General features: G+C 32.6%; 11 protein-coding genes. 10 read left to right on the forward strand and 1 reads right to left on the reverse strand.

What is annotated here, in order from left to right:
• Positions 1-61 precede the first annotated feature (61 nt).
• The 8 genes from MPF19_RS03765 to MPF19_RS03800 all read left to right on the forward strand — a co-directional run bounded on the left by MPF19_RS03765 (position 62) and on the right by MPF19_RS03800 (position 13,244).
• Positions 62-1,567, forward strand: coding sequence for a sulfatase family protein (locus MPF19_RS03765; RefSeq protein WP_249986837.1), 1,506 nt, complete (start codon positions 62-64; stop codon positions 1,565-1,567).
• Positions 1,568-1,572: 5 nt separating this feature from the next.
• Positions 1,573-2,979, forward strand: coding sequence for a glycoside hydrolase family 28 protein (locus MPF19_RS03770; protein ID WP_249986838.1), 1,407 nt, complete (start codon positions 1,573-1,575; stop codon positions 2,977-2,979).
• A 34-nt stretch (positions 2,980-3,013) separates the two neighbouring features.
• Positions 3,014-4,420, forward strand: a complete 1,407-nt coding sequence (locus MPF19_RS03775) for a sulfatase-like hydrolase/transferase (RefSeq protein ID WP_249986839.1) — start codon at positions 3,014-3,016, stop codon at positions 4,418-4,420.
• Between the two features lie 49 nt (positions 4,421-4,469).
• A complete protein-coding gene (locus MPF19_RS03780; RefSeq protein ID WP_249986840.1) occupies positions 4,470-5,861 on the forward strand; it encodes a sulfatase family protein in 1,392 nt (463 codons plus the stop codon).
• Between the two features lie 91 nt (positions 5,862-5,952).
• Positions 5,953-8,346 (forward strand): hypothetical protein, encoded by a 2,394-nt coding sequence (locus MPF19_RS03785; RefSeq protein ID WP_249986841.1) that lies wholly within the window; start codon positions 5,953-5,955, stop codon positions 8,344-8,346.
• A 1-nt stretch (position 8,347) separates the two neighbouring features.
• Complete coding sequence (locus MPF19_RS03790; protein WP_249986842.1) at positions 8,348-10,474, forward strand: glycosyl hydrolase 115 family protein; 2,127 nt, start codon at positions 8,348-8,350, stop codon at positions 10,472-10,474.
• A gap of 46 nt (positions 10,475-10,520) precedes the next feature.
• Positions 10,521-11,642 carry a glycoside hydrolase family protein gene (locus tag MPF19_RS03795; protein ID WP_249986843.1) on the forward strand — a complete coding sequence of 374 codons (1,122 nt, stop codon included), beginning with the start codon at positions 10,521-10,523 and terminating at the stop codon, positions 11,640-11,642.
• A 6-nt stretch (positions 11,643-11,648) separates the two neighbouring features.
• Positions 11,649-13,244, forward strand: coding sequence for a sulfatase (locus MPF19_RS03800; RefSeq protein ID WP_249986844.1), 1,596 nt, complete (start codon positions 11,649-11,651; stop codon positions 13,242-13,244).
• A gap of 132 nt (positions 13,245-13,376) precedes the next feature.
• On the opposite strand, the gene MPF19_RS03805 is transcribed toward MPF19_RS03800, so the two are convergent.
• Positions 13,377-14,543: a hypothetical protein gene (locus MPF19_RS03805; protein WP_249986845.1), complete on the reverse strand. Its 1,167-nt coding sequence runs from the start codon at positions 14,541-14,543 to the stop codon at positions 13,377-13,379.
• A gap of 153 nt (positions 14,544-14,696) precedes the next feature.
• Here MPF19_RS03805 and uxaC point away from each other — a divergent pair, with 153 nt between their 5' ends.
• Together uxaC and MPF19_RS03815 are read left to right on the forward strand one after the other, a co-directional pair.
• Positions 14,697-16,100 (forward strand): glucuronate isomerase, encoded by a 1,404-nt coding sequence (gene uxaC, locus MPF19_RS03810; protein WP_249986846.1) that lies wholly within the window; start codon positions 14,697-14,699, stop codon positions 16,098-16,100.
• Positions 16,101-16,107: 7 nt separating this feature from the next.
• A complete protein-coding gene (locus MPF19_RS03815; RefSeq protein ID WP_249986847.1) occupies positions 16,108-18,951 on the forward strand; it encodes a glycoside hydrolase family 2 protein in 2,844 nt (947 codons plus the stop codon).
• Positions 18,952-19,019 lie beyond the last annotated feature (68 nt).

Consider the following 19,019-nt stretch of genomic DNA (forward strand, 5'->3'; position numbering starts at 1 on the left):
TTAAAATAAAATGTTAAAATTTAAAATAATGGTGTTGAGTTTTTTCTTTTGTACTCTTAGCATGAGTGCAAAAGAATACAATATCGAAGTATCCGAATCTATTAACGAAACAATCCATCTAAAGAAAAAAGAAAACAAAAAGAAAGTTCAGCCTCCTAATATTTTAATTCTTTTTCTAGATGATTTAGATCCAAATTTTGGCTGTTATGGAAATGATTTAGTTAGAACACCAAACATTGATAAATTGGCCTCGGAAGGGATGTTGTTTACGCGTTCTTATGCCGCAGCAACAGTCTGTAGCCCTAGTCATACAACGTTATTTACAGGGTGTTATGCTTCTACTATTGGAGCACCACATCATAGAAGCTCCTATATTGATAAATTACCAAAAGACTATTATATTTTGACTGAATTGATGAAAGATGCTGGTTATTTTACGGTAAATTTTAAAAGTGATGGAGATCTAATGTATAATAAGATTTATGGTGCTACAGCAAAAACGGATTTAAATTTTGATAGAGGGAAACCTGAAAATAATCAAGAAAGTGGGAAAGAAGTTTTTGAACATTTAAAGATCATCAACCCCAAAAACATAGCAACTTATTTTAAAGGAGGTGTTTGGGATAAAAAAAGTAAAAACCAACCTTTTTTCGCCTATGCTAATATAGAAACCGGCAAAAAACATGGATTTATTCCTGGTAGAAAATGGGCAAAGGAAAACGGAGTTTCAATCGATTCTACCCAAGTTAAAATTCCGCCGCATTACGCAGATACCAAAGAAGTGCGATCCGTTTTAACAGCTAGCATGGATGCAGTTTCTCATGTAGATTTTGAAGTTGGTAAATTTTTAAAAGCTTTAAAAAACGAAGGTTTAGATAAAAATACGTTGGTTATTTTGGCTTCCGATCATGGTGCAACGTTGTCTAGACACAAACAACAATTGTGGACTACAGGAATTAAGATTCCTATGATTATTCGTTGGCCTGGAAAAATAAAATCTAAAACATTAAATTCTGAATTGGCTAGTATTATAGATATTGCTCCAACGTGTTTAACAGCGGCAAAAACAAACGTTCCAAAAACGATGGAAGGTTTAAATTTATTAGGAAGCGATTTACAAAAACGAAACTATTTGTTTGCTACCAAAGATGGTATGGACGGAACTTTTGATGCTTCTCGTTCAGTGATTTCAAAGGAATATCAGTTTATTTATCATTATTTTCCAGAAATACCATTCAATGGAAATGGGTATGCGAAAAGAACACTTTCTTTTAAAAGTATGGTTCAACTTCAAAAGGAAAATAAATTATCTTCTTTACAAGAGATCTATTATGCTTCAGAAAAAAGAACAGCTATTGAATTGTATGATTTAGAAAGAGATGTTGATCAAATAAAAAACTTAGCAGAGGATACGAATTATCAAAAGATAGTTGAAAACTCTAAAAATATTCTTTCTGAGTGGCAAAAGAAAACAGGTGATGAAATTTTGAATGCTAGAAAGATATTAGGAGTTACGAAAGTCCCTTTAGGAACAAAAGTGGACAGAATAATAGCAAAAAAGAAATAGAAAGGATGCAAAAATTGAAAAGAAATTTAGGAATTATAGTTTGTCTTTTTTTTACAATCATATTGCAAGCAAGAGAATTTAATATCTCTAAATATGGTGCTGTTAATGACGGAAAAACCATAAATACAGTAGCGGTGCAAAAAGCCATTGATGACTGTACAAAAAATGGTGGAGGAACCGTAATGGTAGATGGTGGAGGAATCTATGTCATCGGAACTATATTTATGAAAAGCAACGTGACTTTACATATTGATAATGGTACTGTTTTACAGGGAAGTAAGTATCAGGAAGATTATGCCAAAGAAGGCGTGCATAAAGTTATGTACGCAAGAGAAACAACTAAAGATCTTTGTTTAATATATGCTGAAAATGCTACTTCTTTTGCGATTGAAGGGCATGGAACAATAGATGGAAATGGGCATTTAGAATATTTTCCGAAGAAAAAAGTAAAAGGAAAATTGTATCAACGTCCAATGTTACTTCGTTTTAAAGATTGTTCTGATATTTCTATGCGAGATATTCATTTGATAAACCCAGCTTCGTGGACTTCTGTTTGGTTGTATTGCAATAACATTACTATTGATGGCATAACGATAATCAGTAGAGCAAATTTTAATGGAGACGGATTAGATTTTGATGGTTGTCAAGATGTACGTGTAAGTAATTCCAGTTTTGATAATAGTGACGATAGTATTTGTTTACAAGCATCACTTCCTAATAAACCATGTAGAAATATTACGGTAACCAATTGTAATTTTACAACCAAATGGGGAGGAATGCGAATTGGACTTTTGTCTAGAGGAAATATAGAATATGTAACCGTGTCTAATTGTACTTTTAAAGATATTCAAGATTCGGGTTTAAAAATTCAACAAATGGAAGGTGGCGAAATGAGTAATATGACCTTTTCTAATTTAGTGATGGAAAATGTGCCTAGACCAATTTTTATGACTTTTTGCCAACAAACGGCTAGTGTAGATACACCAATAGGTACATACGAGCCGCTAAAAAGAATGCACAATATGAAATTTGATAATATTATTGTAGATAATTCAAAAGGAGATAGACATTCCGCATTTTTCTTAACAGGAATTCCTGGGCATGAAATAGAAGATATCTCCATTACCAATGTAGATTTTATTGTTTCGGGTGGAGTCTCTAAGGAGGATGCAAAACAGGAAAAAGTAAAAGAATATACGTTGGAAAACATGAAGAGATGGCCAGAATTCTTTACCGTTGGATCCTTGCCTGTTTTCGGAATTTATGCGCGTCATATGAATGGTTTGAATCTTGAGAATATTTCTATAAGAACAAATAAAAAGGATATGAGAGCTCCCGTTATTTTGGATAACGTTAAAAATGTTACCACTAGAAATATAAAGGTGAATAGAGCATTAATTAAACTGAAGTAAAACATTACAGTTATTGTTAATAAGAAATAAAATAATGATGAAGTTTAAGAAGTTACAAGTTGTTTTTATTGCTGTTTTAGGATTTATTAATATTGGTTTTTCACAAGATAAAAGACCAAATATTCTTGTTATCGTTGCCGATGATCTTGGTTATTCAACTACCAATGTGTACGGGAAAATTAATCAAGTTAAAACGCCTAACATCGATAGAATAGCAAAGGAAGGAGCCAAATTTACAGATGCTTATGTAACGGCAAATGTTTGTGGACCATCGCGTTCTGCCTTGTTAACAGGGCGTTACCAACAACGTTTTGGGATTTATGCCAATTTTGATACCCAACGCGGACCTGGAGTTCCGGCAAGTGAAGTAACCATGGGACGTTATTTTAAAGACGCAGGTTATACGACGGCTGCAATTGGTAAATGGCATATTGGTGTTAAATTACCAGGACAGCATCCTTTAGATAGAGGTTTCGACAAATATTACGGGTTTAACAGTGCTCAGACAGATTATTTTAATTCGCCAATTTTGTTCGATGGAAAAACAAAAGTTAAAAAACATAAATATTTAACGTTTCAATTTACAGACGAAGCAATCGATTTTATAGACAATGCTAAGAAGAAGGATAAAGAAAAACCATTCTTTATGTATTTGGCATATAATGCCGTTCACGGTCCAAACCAAGCGCCAGAAGATTATATTAAAAAGTTTAGCAAATATCCTAATGGTATGAGTAAACAAGCAGCAATGGTAAGTGCTTTAGATGATAGTGTTGGCCGTGTCTTAAATTATTTAAAATCACAAGATTTAGAAGAAAATACATTGGTTTATTTTTTAAGTGATAATGGCGGTTTACCATCTTGGTGGAAAGGAAGTAATGATCCTTGGAGAGGATTTAAACGAGAACAATGGGAAGGAGGAACTCACGTACAATTTATGATACGTTGGCCTGCAAAAATTAAAGCAGGACAAACTAGAGAAGAATTGGTTTCATCTTTAGATGTGTTAACTACAAGTTTGGCTGCGGCTGGAATTAAAGAACCAAAAAACGCTAATTTAGACGGCGTAAATATTTTACCTATTTTTAAGAGTGATACAAAGAATGAAGTGAATTCAACTCTTTTTTGGGCAGGTTCTCATTTAGATGTAATTCAAGGAAATAAAGGGAAAAAGTTAAAATTACCGTATAAACCAGATAATTCCCCGCCTGCTTGGGCAGTTAGAAGTGGAGATTGGAAATTGGTTCAAATGATGGAGAAAAAAGGGAAACCTTTATTATTTAATTTGAAAAATGATCCAACGGAGTCGAAAGATCTTGCTGATAAAAACGAAAATTTAGTTCGTAAATTAACGAAAGAGTTTAATGTTTGGTTTAAAGATATGACTCCACCAATTGCTTGGGATAATAAGTATTATGAGGAGTTAAAAACGATTAAATAGTTGAGGAGAATTTTTTTAAATTTTAGTGATTTTTAAATAAAAACAGATAATGAAGAAATCAAAAATAATTTTCAATTTAATTGCGGGTTGCCTTATACTAATTGGGCATTCTGCTTTAGCACAAAATAAAAAACCTAATATTATAGTAATTGTAGCTGATGATTTGGGCTATGCTACCACGGGAACTTACGGACAAGATCCAGATCGCATAAAAACACCAAATATTGATAGAATAGCTAAAGAAGGTGCGCAGTTTACCAATGCTTACGTTACTGCATCGGTCTGTGGACCTTCGCGCTCAGGATTGCTTACCGGGCGTTACCAGCAACGTTTTGGTTCTTATGCGAATTTTGATAGCCAAAGAGGACCTGGAGTGCCAGCTTCGGAAAAGGTAATGGGAACTTATTTTAAAAAAGCAGGATATACTACGGCGGCCATTGGAAAATGGCATATTGGTGTGAAGTTGCCAGGGCAGCACCCAATAGATCGCGGATTTGATAAATACTATGGTTTTAATAGTGCTCAAACGGATTATTTTAATTCTCCAATTTTATTTGACGGGAAGAAAAAAGTTAAAAAACACGACTATTTAACGTTTCAATTTACCAATGAAGCCATCAATTTTATAGAAGATACAAAGGAGAATCCTTTCTTTATGTACTTGGCATACAATGCTGTTCATGGGCCTAATCAAGTTCCAAAAGAATATAGTGATAAGTTTGATACCGGTAAAAAAGGGGATAATAATATGCTGGGAATGTTGGCAGCACTGGATGACAGTATTGGTAAATTATTAGATTATTTAAAAGAAAAGAACTTAGAAGAGAATACGTTAGTTTACTTTTTAAGTGATAACGGTGGTTTGTCTTATTGGTATAAAGGAAATAATGCGCCTTGGAATGGATTTAAACGTGAACAATGGGAAGGTGGTTACCACGTTCAGTATTTAATGCGTTGGCCAAAAAAGATTAAAGCAGGACAAGTTCGTAACGAAATGATTTCTTCGTTAGATATTTTGCCAACAAGTTTGGCTGCGGCAGGAATTAAAGCTTCTAAAAAAGACGAATTAGATGGAGTAAATTTGTTGTCTATCTTTAATCAAAAAGAGACAAAAGTTGTGCATCCTTATTTATTTTGGGCAGGCTCTCATGTTCCTGGAGGAGATGCAAGACCTAAAAGTGATTTTCCGTATAAAAAAGACAATGCACCACCTTCTTGGGCGGTAAGAAGTGGGAAATGGAAATTGGTTCAAATGATGGGAGAGGGAGCGCCAATGTTATACGATCTTGATGCTGATCCCACAGAATCAAAAGATTTAATAGCCAATCACCCGAAAATTGTAAGCACTTTTAAAGCTGAATTTGCGAAATGGTTTAAAGATATGAAAACCCCAATAGCATGGGATAAAAAGCATTATGAAATGTTAAAAACTATTAAATAATTCAATTAAAATGAAGCGCCAAAAACCTTTTTACTCCAGTATTAAAAAAATACTAATTCTTTTTTTTATAGTGTTTCTTTTTCAAAGTAATTTGTTTGCACAAATTACATTGTTAGGAGATAATTCTCCTCATAAAAATGTAAACGATGGGAATTTTGAATTAGTAAAAGCGCATTCTTGGAGGAAAGGTTTACAATCACCAATGTGGACTTGCAGTCACGGTCAAAATAAACACACAGGAGATAGCCAAATGGCATTGTTTCAAGGAAGGATTTATAGTTCTGTTTCAAAAGGAATTATAGAATCTAGGGTGTTAGACAATATTTCAGCATATAATAAACCTGTTACAGGTGATGTTTTAAATTGGGGTTTTGGAACAGATTCTGAATATGACTGCGGTGCAAAGATTACAATAAGTCTTGTTTTTGGTGATAAAGAAAGAATTTTGGCTGAAAATATAACAATTAAAGGAGGTGATTTAAAAGTGCAAGAGTTTAAAGGAACTTATATCATTACTAAAGAAGACGCAGTAAACGGAATGCCTTTTGTAAGAGCTACTTTATTTTCTAACGAAGGAGTAAAGGTTTTTATTAATTATGTGAATATTAGCGTTCAGGCTCCAGAAACTAATGGGCCAGAAGCATTGTCTGCGAAAGTGGTTTCCGAAGGAATTAATTTAAAATGGTCTGATAGTAAATCCACTGAAAGTGTTTTATACAATGTTTATAGAGGCGAGATTATAGGTAATGCTTATCAGAAATTAGCAAGCAATATGAAGGGGTTTAATTATACCGATTCAAGTTTAATAAACGGTAAAGAATATTATTATTTGGTAACAAGAGTTGGTGTTAAAGAATCTTCAAAATCGCCCGTGGCAACCATCACCAAAATGGATAAAGTGGCTCCGGCTTCTCCAACAAATTTAAAGGCGACTGTTTTTGAAACTGAAATTCAACTTAATTGGAAAAAAAGCATTGATGAAGATGTGGAGAGTTATGCGGTTTATAGAGGAGATTCAGAAGGAAATAATTTACGACAAATTGCGTACAATATTAAAGGTGATAAGTTTGTAGATTTTACGCCAATTAAAGATATAGAAAATACTTATTTTATTTTTGCATATGATTTTAGCGGGAATAAAAGCATCGCTTCAATACCTGTAAAAGCGAAAGTAAAGGCTGTTTTTGGAACTTCTTTTAGCGATTTAATTTTACCGATGCCAATTACCTATAAATTAAGAACGGATGTTTGGGGAGCTGACGGAGTAATTCCGCGTGATCCAAATAACGGAATTGAAAATCCAGAATGGAGTTATTGGGGAGGAAGACCAGTGAAGGATAAAGATGGAAAATACCATATGAATGTAACACGTTGGCCTGCAAATGCAACTAAAGGACATTGGGAATGGCCGTCTTCAACCGTTGCGTATGCTGTTTCTGATAAACCAACAGGTCCTTATAAAGTGAAGAGAGATTTAGTGTATGATTTCCACAATGGTTTGGGGCATAATCCTGATGTTATTTTATTAAATGATGGTACTTATATGCTATATTCCTTAATAGATTGGGAAGCTACTTTATTCACTTCAAAAACGATGGCTGGACCTTGGAAAAGGTTAGGAACTATGGAAGTAAACCTTGCTAATTCAGATGTTTCAGAAGCAAGAAATTATGTGTATTCAAGAAATTTATCGGGTGTGCAGTTAAATGATGGTCGTTTTTTATTTGTTTCCAAAGCGGGAAGTATGATTTTAAGTGATGGGGAAAATCCTTTAGGACCTTATCAAATTGTTTCAAAAGAGATTCGACACAATCCAATAATTCCTGAAAAATACCGCAAATCGGGTTATGAAGATCCAGTACTTTGGAAAGATGATGTACAGTTTCATATGATGATCAACGCTTTTTGGGATTATAGAGCAATTTATTTACGTTCACCAGATGGAATTCATTGGAAATTTAACCTTGGAACAGCGTATACGCCACATGATACTTCGTACGAAGATGGTACGCAAACACATTGGTATAAGTTAGAAAGACCTCATGTTTTACAAGATGAATTTGGTAGAGCTACACATTTATCTTTGGCTGTTATTGATGTTCCTAAAGCTGATGATTTAGCAAAAGATAATCATAATTCAAAAAATATAATTATGCCGTTAGTTTTGCATAAGCGGATTAAAATGCTGAATAAAAAGAAGATAAATAAAGATACTAAAAGCATAAAAATTAGAATTATTTCTGAAGAAGGATTTGATGCTCAGAATGATATTGATTTAAACTCTTTGCGATATGGTGCAACTGAAGAAGTAGATTTTGGTAAAGGATGTAAAATCTTTAAAACAAAAAAGAAAGGAAAAGACCTTATTGTAATATTTTCTGGTGATGGAAACGGCATTACTAATAAGAATTTTGTAGGTAAATTATTAGGGAAAACTAAAAAAGGAGAATTAATTATTGGGTATTCTAAATTGAAAGCAGATTAATATGAAATATAAAATGGATTTAAAATTAAGGAAAACGTTTGGATTACTATTCTTTTTCTTTTCAGTAACCGTACTTAGCGCAAAGAACATAGAAATATATAACAATATTGCCATTACAGATAATAGCAATTCCAAAGCGGTTATGTATGCTGTAAAAGCGCTTAAAAAAGATTTCAATGTAAAATTTGGAACGACAAAATCATCAAAAGAAGTTATACATATTGAGTTGAATATTGATAAGAATAGTAAAGATTTTGATAGTTATAAAATTGAAATTTCTGATAAAAAAATCATTTTTAATGGAACGGATGAATTGGGTTTAATTCACGCTATTTATGCTTTTTCAGAAGATTATTTAGGCATAGATCCATTTATCTATTTTACAGATATTGTACCCGAAATGGTGAGTTCTATCAAAATTAAAACTGGAAAAATTTCATCAAAAAAGTATACGTATAAACATCGGGTGTTTTTTGTGAATGATGAAGATTTAATTGTTGGTTTTCAGATGGAAAAACTTGAATATGGTTTCAATCTTGAATTCATGGAGAAATTTTACGAAACCATGTTAAGACTTAAAATGACAGGTGTAATTCCTTCTACACTGGTTTTAGCAGATGAAGTGCATCTTAAATTAGCATCAGACATGGGCTTGTATATTGCACAACATCATGCAGAACCTGTAGGAAGTGTGCCATTATATTGGCCAAAGAATATTCCGTATTCTTGGTCTACACATAAAGAATATTTTGTGAAGTTTTGGAGAGATGCTATTGAAAGACAAAAAGGAAAAAATGTCATTTGGACGTTAAATTTTAGAGGATTATTAGATCGTGCTTTTTGGGACGATGACCCCAGTATGTCTCGTAAAAGTTCTGCGGCTGAGAAAGCAAAAATTGTAAACGAAGTTATTGAAACGCAGTACAACCTTATCAAAGAAATTAGAGGTGAAGAAGATCCTTTAGTGTGTGGTTATTTATGGGGAGAACTGGGCGGAATGTATCGTGATGGACTAATTAATTATCCAAAAAATACCATGATATTGTTTTCAGATCAAGGTTACGGAACATTTCCGGAAGGCACATGGAAATCTGCAGAGAACACAAAATTAGGTAAAGGCGTTTATCAACATGTATCATATCACAATCGTAGAACACATTTGCGTATAAACACCATTCATCCAGATGTTTTACATAGAGAAATGGACAAGGCAATTACGCATGGTTTAACCGATATGATTGTGTTAAACGTTGGTAATTTTAAAGAGAAAATATTTGGAGTGCAGCAAATGGTGAATTATATGAATGATTTTGATTCGTATAAAAATCAACCTAATGGTAATTATTATTTCGATTGGTATGCTAAAGATAAATTCAATACCAGTTCACAGGCAGTTGTACAGAGTTATAAAGACTTTTTTACAAATCAATTTGATTTGGGAGATCCAGAACGAAAGCCAGGAGATGAATGGTACTTCTTTTATGTAGAACGCTTATTAAATATGGCGTATCAAAAAGAAATGGATCCTAGTTTTTTTAAGAAAGAGTTTCCTGGTAAAGGGAAAAAAGCATTTTTAAAGTTGAAAGATTTTAATTCGAAAATGGATTTTGCCTTGGATGCGTATTCAGAAATATATAATTTAGCTGAAGATAAATGGGCCGTTTCGGTGCAACATACTTTAGAAGCTAAAGGAGAATTAAAAGGGAGTAGGTTAAATTTTTATACTATAGATATGGCACTTCCTACAGAAAAAATGTTCAACTTAACTGGGATGGCTGCAGATTTTTCAAAATCATTAAAATACTATTTAAATAAAGAGTATCATAAAAGTCAATTAGCAGCCTATGCAGCTTTAGAGCATGCAAAAAAAGCTGTTGAAATCGAGAAGAGAATAGAGCAAAATGGATCAGGTAAATTCAAAGATTGGTATCGTTGGGATGAAACGGCATTAACATATCGTATAAAAGACGTGTTAGAAAATTATCTTTTGCACGTTAAAGATCTGAAATTTTTTAACTTAGAGTATAAAAACAGGAATTCTAAAACTCCCGGTATTCAATATAAGTATCAACCTTCTTTCGAAAGCGAATATCAGAAAGAACTTATTTATATGGAAAATGAAGATTAATTGATCAAGATGTTTTAAATTAAAATTGAATAAAATATACAAATTTATGATTAGAAAATATATACTAGTTGCTATTAGCTTTTTTGCATTATTATCTTGTAAGACTAACGAGCAGAATAAACAAAAGGTTGAGGTAATAAAAGATTATAAAAATATAAGTTTTACGCCGCTATCGCCAGAGACAGTAGCCAATTTTCAAAATAGCGAGACTATAAAACAAGTTTTGGTAGAGCCAGATAACTATGTTTGGGGGTTAAGTGTTGTAAAATGGGAAGGGAAATACCACGCTTATTATTCTCGTTGGAACAAGAAATATGAGCACAAAGGCTGGATGACCAATTGTGAAATTGCGCACGGGGTTTCAGACAATCCAGCAGGCCCATTTAAATTTGTAAATGTTGTTTTACAAGATAGAAAAACGAATGGATGGGATGTAAATAATTCTCACAATCCGTATGCTACTATTGCCGAAGGAAAAATTTGTTTGTATTATATAGCCAATGATATTAAGGCGTTACTTGAAAAAGATAAAATTGAATATCCTGATGAAGATTGGTTTAATAACAACAGAAGTGCCATTAGAGATAGCCAACGTATAGGTGTTGCTGTGGCAGGTAATCCAGCGGGACCTTTTGTAAGATCAAAAAACATTGTAGTTGAACCCGACAATGTAAAGTTTAAAAAAATAGCCGTGAATCCTGCAGTAATTTATAAAGACAATAAGTATTTAATGATTATGAAAGGTGATGATTTAAAACACGAAAAACCTTTTAGAATTCAGTTAGTAGGTAGTTCAGATAAGGCAGAAGGTCCTTTTAATTTTAAAAAGAAACCAGTGTATGCAGAAGCTCAAACAGAAGATGCGTGTATTTGGTTTGACCAAATTCTGAACAAGCATTATATGGTTTGCCATGTAATGGGAAAAAAGGACTTAGCATTATTTTCTTCAGAAAATGGTTTTGATTGGCAACAAGATGAACGAAGTGTTTTTATGAAGAAAGAGTTTGTTCTTTCCGACGGAACAATTTGGAAACCAAAACGAGTTGAACGACCTTTTGTTTTAACGAATGAAAAAGGGCAGCCAATTATGATATATGTGGCGGTTTATGATAATAATGTAAATGGGAATATTGCAATTCCTATTGAATATAATAATGTTGATAAATAAAAAAAAATGAAAAAAGTAACAATCCTTTTATCCGCAGCAATTGTACTGCTAATGTCTTGTAATACCAAGCAGAAAGTTGATGAAAAATCTAAAGAACCAGCAAAGAAAAATATCCTATTTATTTTAGCAGATGATTATGGTTATAATGATTTAAGTTATAGAAACGATAGTTTTTATGAAACGCCAAATATTGATCGTATCGCAAAAGAGGGAACCGTTTTTAACAATGGTTATGCTGCATGCCAAGTTTGTAGTCCATCTAGAGCAAGTATTATGAATGGTAAATTTCCTGCACGTCACGGAATTACAGATTGGATTGGTGCACGTGAAGGAGAAAAATGGAGAGAGAAAAAAAGGTTTTCAAAATTAATGCCAGCCAAGTATAAACATAGCTTGTCTCATAAAGATGTTACGTTACCAGAAGCCTTAAAAGCTGCCGGATATGCAACGTTTTTTGCAGGTAAATGGCATTTAGGAGAAAAAGGATCGTGGCCAGAAGATCATGGTTTTGATGTTAATAAAGGTGGTTGGGATGCTGGAGGACCTCGTGGAGGTTATTTTTCTCCATATAAAAATGATAACTTAAAGGATGGAAAAGATGGTGAGAACCTAAGTATGCGTTTGGCAAAAGAAACGGTAAACTTTATGAAAGAGAATAAAGACAACAGATTCTTTGCTTACTTGTCGTTCTATGCAGTACACGGAAAAATTCAAACAACAAAAGATAAATGGGCAAAATATCGTAAGAAAGCTGAGAAAAATGGCATTGCTGAGACTTCTTTTAAAATGAAGAAATTTTTGCCAATGAGAGAAACGCAAGACAATCCTATTTATGCTGGTTTAGTAGAATCTATGGATGATGCAGTTGGAGAAGTTTTAAAAGGATTAGAAGATTTAGGTTTAGCAGAAAACACCATTGTTGTTTTTACTTCTGATAACGGAGGCGTTTCTGCAGGAGACTCTAACTCAACCTCTAATTTGCCATTAAGAGGAGGTAAAGGATATCAATATGAAGGAGGAATTAAGGAACCATATTTTATAAAAGTTCCTTGGATAAAAAAGAGAATTAAAGAGAATAATACACCAGTTACTGGTACAGATTTTTATCCTACATTGTTAGATTTGGTTGGATTAAAGTTAAAACCAAAAGAGCATTTAGATGGCGTTAGTTTATTACCGCTGTTAACAGGAGGAACTATCAAAGAGCGTCCGTTAATTTGGCATTATCCACATTATGGAAATCAAGGAGGAGAGCCTTCATCAGTAATTAGAAAAGGTGATTGGAAATTTATTCATTATTATGAAGATGGTAGAGGAGAGTTATTCAATTTAAAAAATGATGAAGCTGAAATACATGAAATTTCAAAAGAAAATCAAGAAATAGCATCGGCATTAAAAACAGAGCTTTTTAATTACTTGAAAGAAGTAGGCGCAAATTATCCAGAGAAAGATCCGACGTATAATGCGGCTTTAGAGGCAGCATATTTACAAAAAACAGCAACTAAAAGGTTAGAAAGTCTAGAGAAACAAAGAATGTCTTATTTATCACCAGATTTTGACCCTAAAAATGATTGGTGGGGAAGTTTTCAAACTATAGACTAATCTAAAAACATTAATTCAGGTGATGAATTTGAAATTAATAAGTTTCAAATTATTTATTTACCTTCATTCTATAAAATTAAAAAAATCTCTAAGACAATTCTTAGAGATTTTTTTGTTACAGAATTCTTATTTTTAAAAAGGAATAACGTCTAAAAGTTGAATATTAGTGTCGGTTCTGTTAACCCCTTTTACTTTAAAAATAGCTGTAAAGTGATGTTGCTCTTTTAAATAGGTGTTTTCAAATTTTGTAATGCTATCAATATTTGTAAAATAAGCAACAGTTGCACTTACGCCAATATCATGTTGTGAAAAGAATACAAAATGCTCTTTATTTCCTAAGCTTTTGTATTTAGAAACAATGGCATATTCTTCGGATTCTGTTTTAGATTTTAAATCAATAGTTTGGTCTTTTATTTTAGGGTGATTTTTAATCGTTATAAAGTCGTTAGAAATATTACAGAACGGATTTCCTTCATTAAAAAAAGGTAAAAATTGATTTTTGTTTTTTGTTGGTCCTACGTAGATTACATTCTTTTCTTTAATTTCTGGAATAGAAGTTTGTGTAGAGAACCTGATGTCAAAATTATGATCATGTTGCTGAAAAAAACTTTGAATTTTCTGAGTAGCTAAAGCGCCCATGCGTGTGCTGTAACTGTATTTAGAAGGTTTGATTAATTTTTTTAATTCTGGGTTTTTATCAATAAAAGCATGAAACTCTTCATTTGTGTTGATATCGAAATCACGGGTCCAACCGTAACCTTTGGTAATTGTTTTTCCTGTAATACCAAAATGATCTCCAATAAATAAATTTGTTTGTGAATCGCTTTTAAAAAATTCTTCCCACAGTTTTGGAGGTTTTGATGTAGTATTACTGATCATAAAAAAAGCAATTACACCAATTAATATAACATACGGAATAGTAACTTTCCAATTGATTTTCCTAACTCTTTTTGGTGGTGTTTCCGTTTTAGTAAAACTAACCTTGTATTGCCCTTTTTTAATGTGTAATCTCCAAAGATCTTCTTTCCCCTCAGTTTCGTAATAGGTAATAAGTTTTTTTCTTAAATTATATACATTTACTCGAACACGAGGATTGTTTTTATCCGTAACTTCTTTATTTCCAAAAAAATCAATATCAATAACACCTTCTTTTAAAGTAGTATTGTTTAAAGTAGCATCATGCAAATATTGAAGTAAAGCACTGCTAGTAGGAGCATTTTTTAGGGTATTGCTCTTTTTTATTTTAGAAACAATTTCTTGTTTTTGCTCGTTTGATAATAATGTTATTTTTAAACTCATGTAAAATAGGTTTAATCTAATTGTTGTGAACTTTAACCGTTATAGCTACCGTTAAAGCAGCGTTAAAGTTATGAAAATGAATTGATATACTTAGCTTTGAGTAAGTTTTTTTAAAACTTGTATTAGTAGAAGAATAAAAATTAAAAAACATAAATGAAACCATTTTTAAATCAAGACTTTATTTTAGAAACCAACGTAGCTAAAATTTTGTTCCATGAAAGTGCAGAAAAAATGCGGATTATAGATTATCACTGTCATTTAGATCCGAAGGTAATATCAGAAAATAAAAATTTTAGAAACTTAACACATTTGTGGTTAGATGGCGATCATTATAAATGGAGAGCTATGAGAACAAATGGCGTTTCAGAAAAATATTGCACTGGTGATGCTACCGATTGGGAAAAGTTTGAAAAATGGGCAGAAACGGTTCCGAATACATTGAGAAACCCTTTGTATCATTGGACACATATGGAGTTGAAAATGTATTTTGGTTTTGAAGGTTTGTTAAATAAAGATACCGCAAAAGAGGTTTGGGATTTAGCAAATGAAAAATTGAAAACACCAGCGTTTAAACCACAGGGTTTAATGAGAACGATGAATGTAGAAGTAGTTTGTACTACAGATGATCCAATAGATTCTTTAGAACATCATATACAAATTGCAAAAAGCGATTGCGAAATTAAAGTTTTACCAACTTGGAGACCAGACAATGCAATGGCTATCGAAAATGGTGAGGCCTTTAATGATTATATGGTGAAATTATCTGGTGTTTCGGGGGTTTACATAAACTCTTTTGAAGATTTGATAAAGGCTTTAAATATACGTCATGATTTTTTTAATGAAATTGGTTGTCGTTTATCCGATCATGGAATTGAGGTTTTTTATGCTGAAGATTATGTGATGGCTGATATTAGAACTATTTTCTTTAAAGCTAGATCTGGTATCGAATTAAATTCTGATGAAATAGTAAAGTTTAAATCTGCTATGTTGTATGAATTCGGAATTATGGATCATAAAAAAGGTTGGACGCAACAATTTCATTACGGTGCCATAAGGAATAATAATAGTAGATTATTGTCTAAATTAGGGCCTGATACAGGTTTTGATTCTATTCATGATGCTAATAGTACAGCTGCTATGTCTAAATTTTTAAATAATTTAGACGCAGAAGATAAATTGACTAAAACAATTATTTACAATTTGAATCCTTCTCAAAATGAAGTTGTGGCTACTATGATTGGTAATTTTCAGGATGGAACTATTCCGGGTAAGATTCAATTTGGTTCTGGTTGGTGGTTTTTAGATCAAAAAACGGGTATGGAAAATCAACTAAATGCCTTATCTAATTTAGGATTATTAAGTCGTTTTGTAGGCATGTTAACAGATTCTAGAAGTTTTGTTTCCTATTCTCGTCATGATTATTTTAGAAGAATTCTATGTAATTTATTGGGGAATGATATTGAAAACGGTTTGATTCCTTACGATAAAGAGTTGTTAAGTAATATGGTAAAAGACATTTGTTATTACAACGCAAAAAATTATTTCAAATTTGATTAAAAAATATATGAAAAAATTAAAAAGGTATTTGCTTGTAGTTGTTTTTTTTACAACGCAATTGGTTGTATCTCAGCATCAAATTTCTACAGATAATGGGGTTAAAACAGAAATTAAATATTTGTCTGGAACTGGAAGTGACAATTTAGTGGAGTGGGATTTTTTCTGTTCAGAAGGAAGAAATAGCGGAAAATGGACAAAAATAGGCGTGCCATCTTGCTGGGAACAAAAAGGATTTGGCGCTTATAATTACGGTTCTGATGATGATAAAAACAGAGCCAAAGAAGTCGGTTTGTACAAACACACTTTTGAGGTTTCTAAAGATTGGAAAAACAAAGATATAACCATTGTTTTTGAAGGTGTAATGACGGATGCTGAAGTGAAAATTAATGGGAAATTGGCAGGAGAAATTCATCAAGGTTCTTTTTATGAATTTAAATACAACATTTCTAAACTTTTAAAATATGGAAAAGTTAATTTATTAGAAGTAAAAGTAAATAAAGTTTCTGCTAACGAGTCTGTAAATCATGCAGAGCGTAATGCCGATTTCTGGATTTTTGGAGGGATTTACAGACCTGTTTATTTAACAGTTGCGCCAAAGGAAAATATAAAACGTTTGGCAATTGATGCAAAAGCAGACGGAGAAATTATTGCAGATTTATTTTTAGATGCTAAAAAAGCACAAGCTGTAAGTCTATCACTTTTGGATATAGAAGGAAATAAAATTCAAGATTTGGCTGTAAAAAGTCTTCAAAAAGAAAAATTAAAGTGGACGGTAAAAGTAAAGGCTTCAAATATTCTTACATGGAATCCAGAGCAACCAAATCTGTATAAATTACAAGTTAATTTGTTAAATAATAAGCAGGAAGTTCTTCATAAAGTAACTCAACAAATTGGTTTTAGAACCGTAGCAATTTTAGAAGGAGATGGAATTTATGTAAATGGAGAACGCATTAAATTTAAAGGCGTGAATCGTCATTCTTTTCACCCAAGTTCTGGTAGAACAACATCAAAAGCATTGAGTATTAAACATGTGCAAATGATGAAGGATATGAATATGAATGCGGTTCGTATGTCTCATTATCCACCAGATGTTCATTTTTTAGAGGCTTGTGATTCAATTGGACTTTTTGTGATTGATGAAATTTGTACGTGGCACAACCCAATGTTAGACACCAAGGTGGCGCGTAAAATTGTAAAAGAAACGGTTGTGAGAGATGTAAATCATCCTTCCATTTTATTATGGGCAAACGGAAATGAACAAGGTTGGAACCCGGAAGTAGATGGCGATTATGCTAAATGGGATATTCAGAATAGAGAAGTAATTCATCCTTGGAGTATCTACAAAAAAACAAATACCATTCATTATAGTCATTATCATTCTTTGATAAATGACTCGTATTCCAAAGAGAAAATTTTATTTCCTACAGAGTTTTTACACGGTTTGTATGATGGTGGTCATGGTGCAGGATTAGAAGATTATTGGGAGAAAATGTGGAGTTTACCACAATCTGCAGGTGGTTTTTTATGGGATTTTGCTGATGAAGGCATCGAAAGAACCGATAGAAATAACGAAATAGATTTACAAGGAAACAAAGCAGCAGATGGTATTGTTGGTCCTTATGACGAGAAAGAGGCGAGTTATTTTACGATAAAAGAAATTTGGTCTCCAATTTTTATAGAAGAACGATTTATTAAGGACGATTTTAATGGGATATTTCGTGTAGAAAACAGATTCCATTATACAAATTTGGATGCTTGTAAAATGACCGCAAAATGGGTGAAGTTTGATGGTCCTAATGGAAATGTAAATCCTTCAGTTATTTCAGAAAGTAACGTTCTATTGCCAAGTTTATCTCCGGGAGTTAAGGATAAATTTTATGTTGATACACCTAAAAATTGGAAAACGGCCGATGCTTTGCATTTAACAGCGGTAAACCCTCAAGGAAAAGAAATTTTTACTTGGACGTATCCTGTGAAAACTCCAAAACAAGTAAACCTGCCAAAAATTGAGTATTCAGATAAAGGAAGTCTGAATTTAGAAACGAAGAATAATCAAATACATGTTGTGGCAAATGAAATGACTTATTTGTTTTCTGATAGAACCGGTTTGTTAGAGCAAGTTAAAAAAGGGAATAAGATAATTCCGTTACATAATGGCCCTATTATTTTAAGTCAGCATGATAAAATTGAAAATGTTAGCGTAAAATCTTTAGAAAATTCGGTAGAAATTACCGTTGTTTTTGAAGAAAAAAGCAGGTCTCCTTCTTGGTCTACCATTAAAGAAAAACGTTCTGATATTATAAAATGGACTGTGCATTCAAACGGTTTGTTAGATTTAAAAGTAGAATTTAAAGGTTTTAGAAACTTAAAAGATTTTAGAGGAATTACATTTTCATTTCCAGAAAAAGAAGTTGCAGGTATGAAATGGTTAGGAGATGGACCTTACAGAGTTTGGAGAAATAGAATGAAAGGAACCAGATTTCAGGTTTGGGAAAATGATTATAACAACACGGTTACGGGAGAATCTGGTTTTGTATATCCAGAATTTAAAGGGTTTTTCTCAAGTGTTTATTGGACAAAATTAAAAGGAAATAATGACAATGGTTTTACTGTTTTTTGTCATTCGCCACACACATATTTACGAATGTTAACTCCACAAAAACCAAAGGAAGATTCAAAAGGACGCGTGTCTCCAAAGTTTCCAAAAGGTGATATTTCTTTTGTGAAAAATATTCCAGGAATTGGAACCAAGTTTCAAAAACCAGAAAGTATGGGGCCTCATGGAAATCCTGAACATTATTTTGGGAATGATGATGAACCAATAAGTATCGATTTAACGTTTCAGTTTTAATCGAAAAAGAATTCCTCTAGGCTATGCCTCGAGGTTTCCGTTGAAGCTGTCATTCCCGCGAAGGCGGG

Origin of the sequence: Polaribacter sp. Z014, from assembly GCF_023555435.1 — a bacterium.
GTDB lineage: Bacteria > Bacteroidota > Bacteroidia > Flavobacteriales > Flavobacteriaceae > Polaribacter.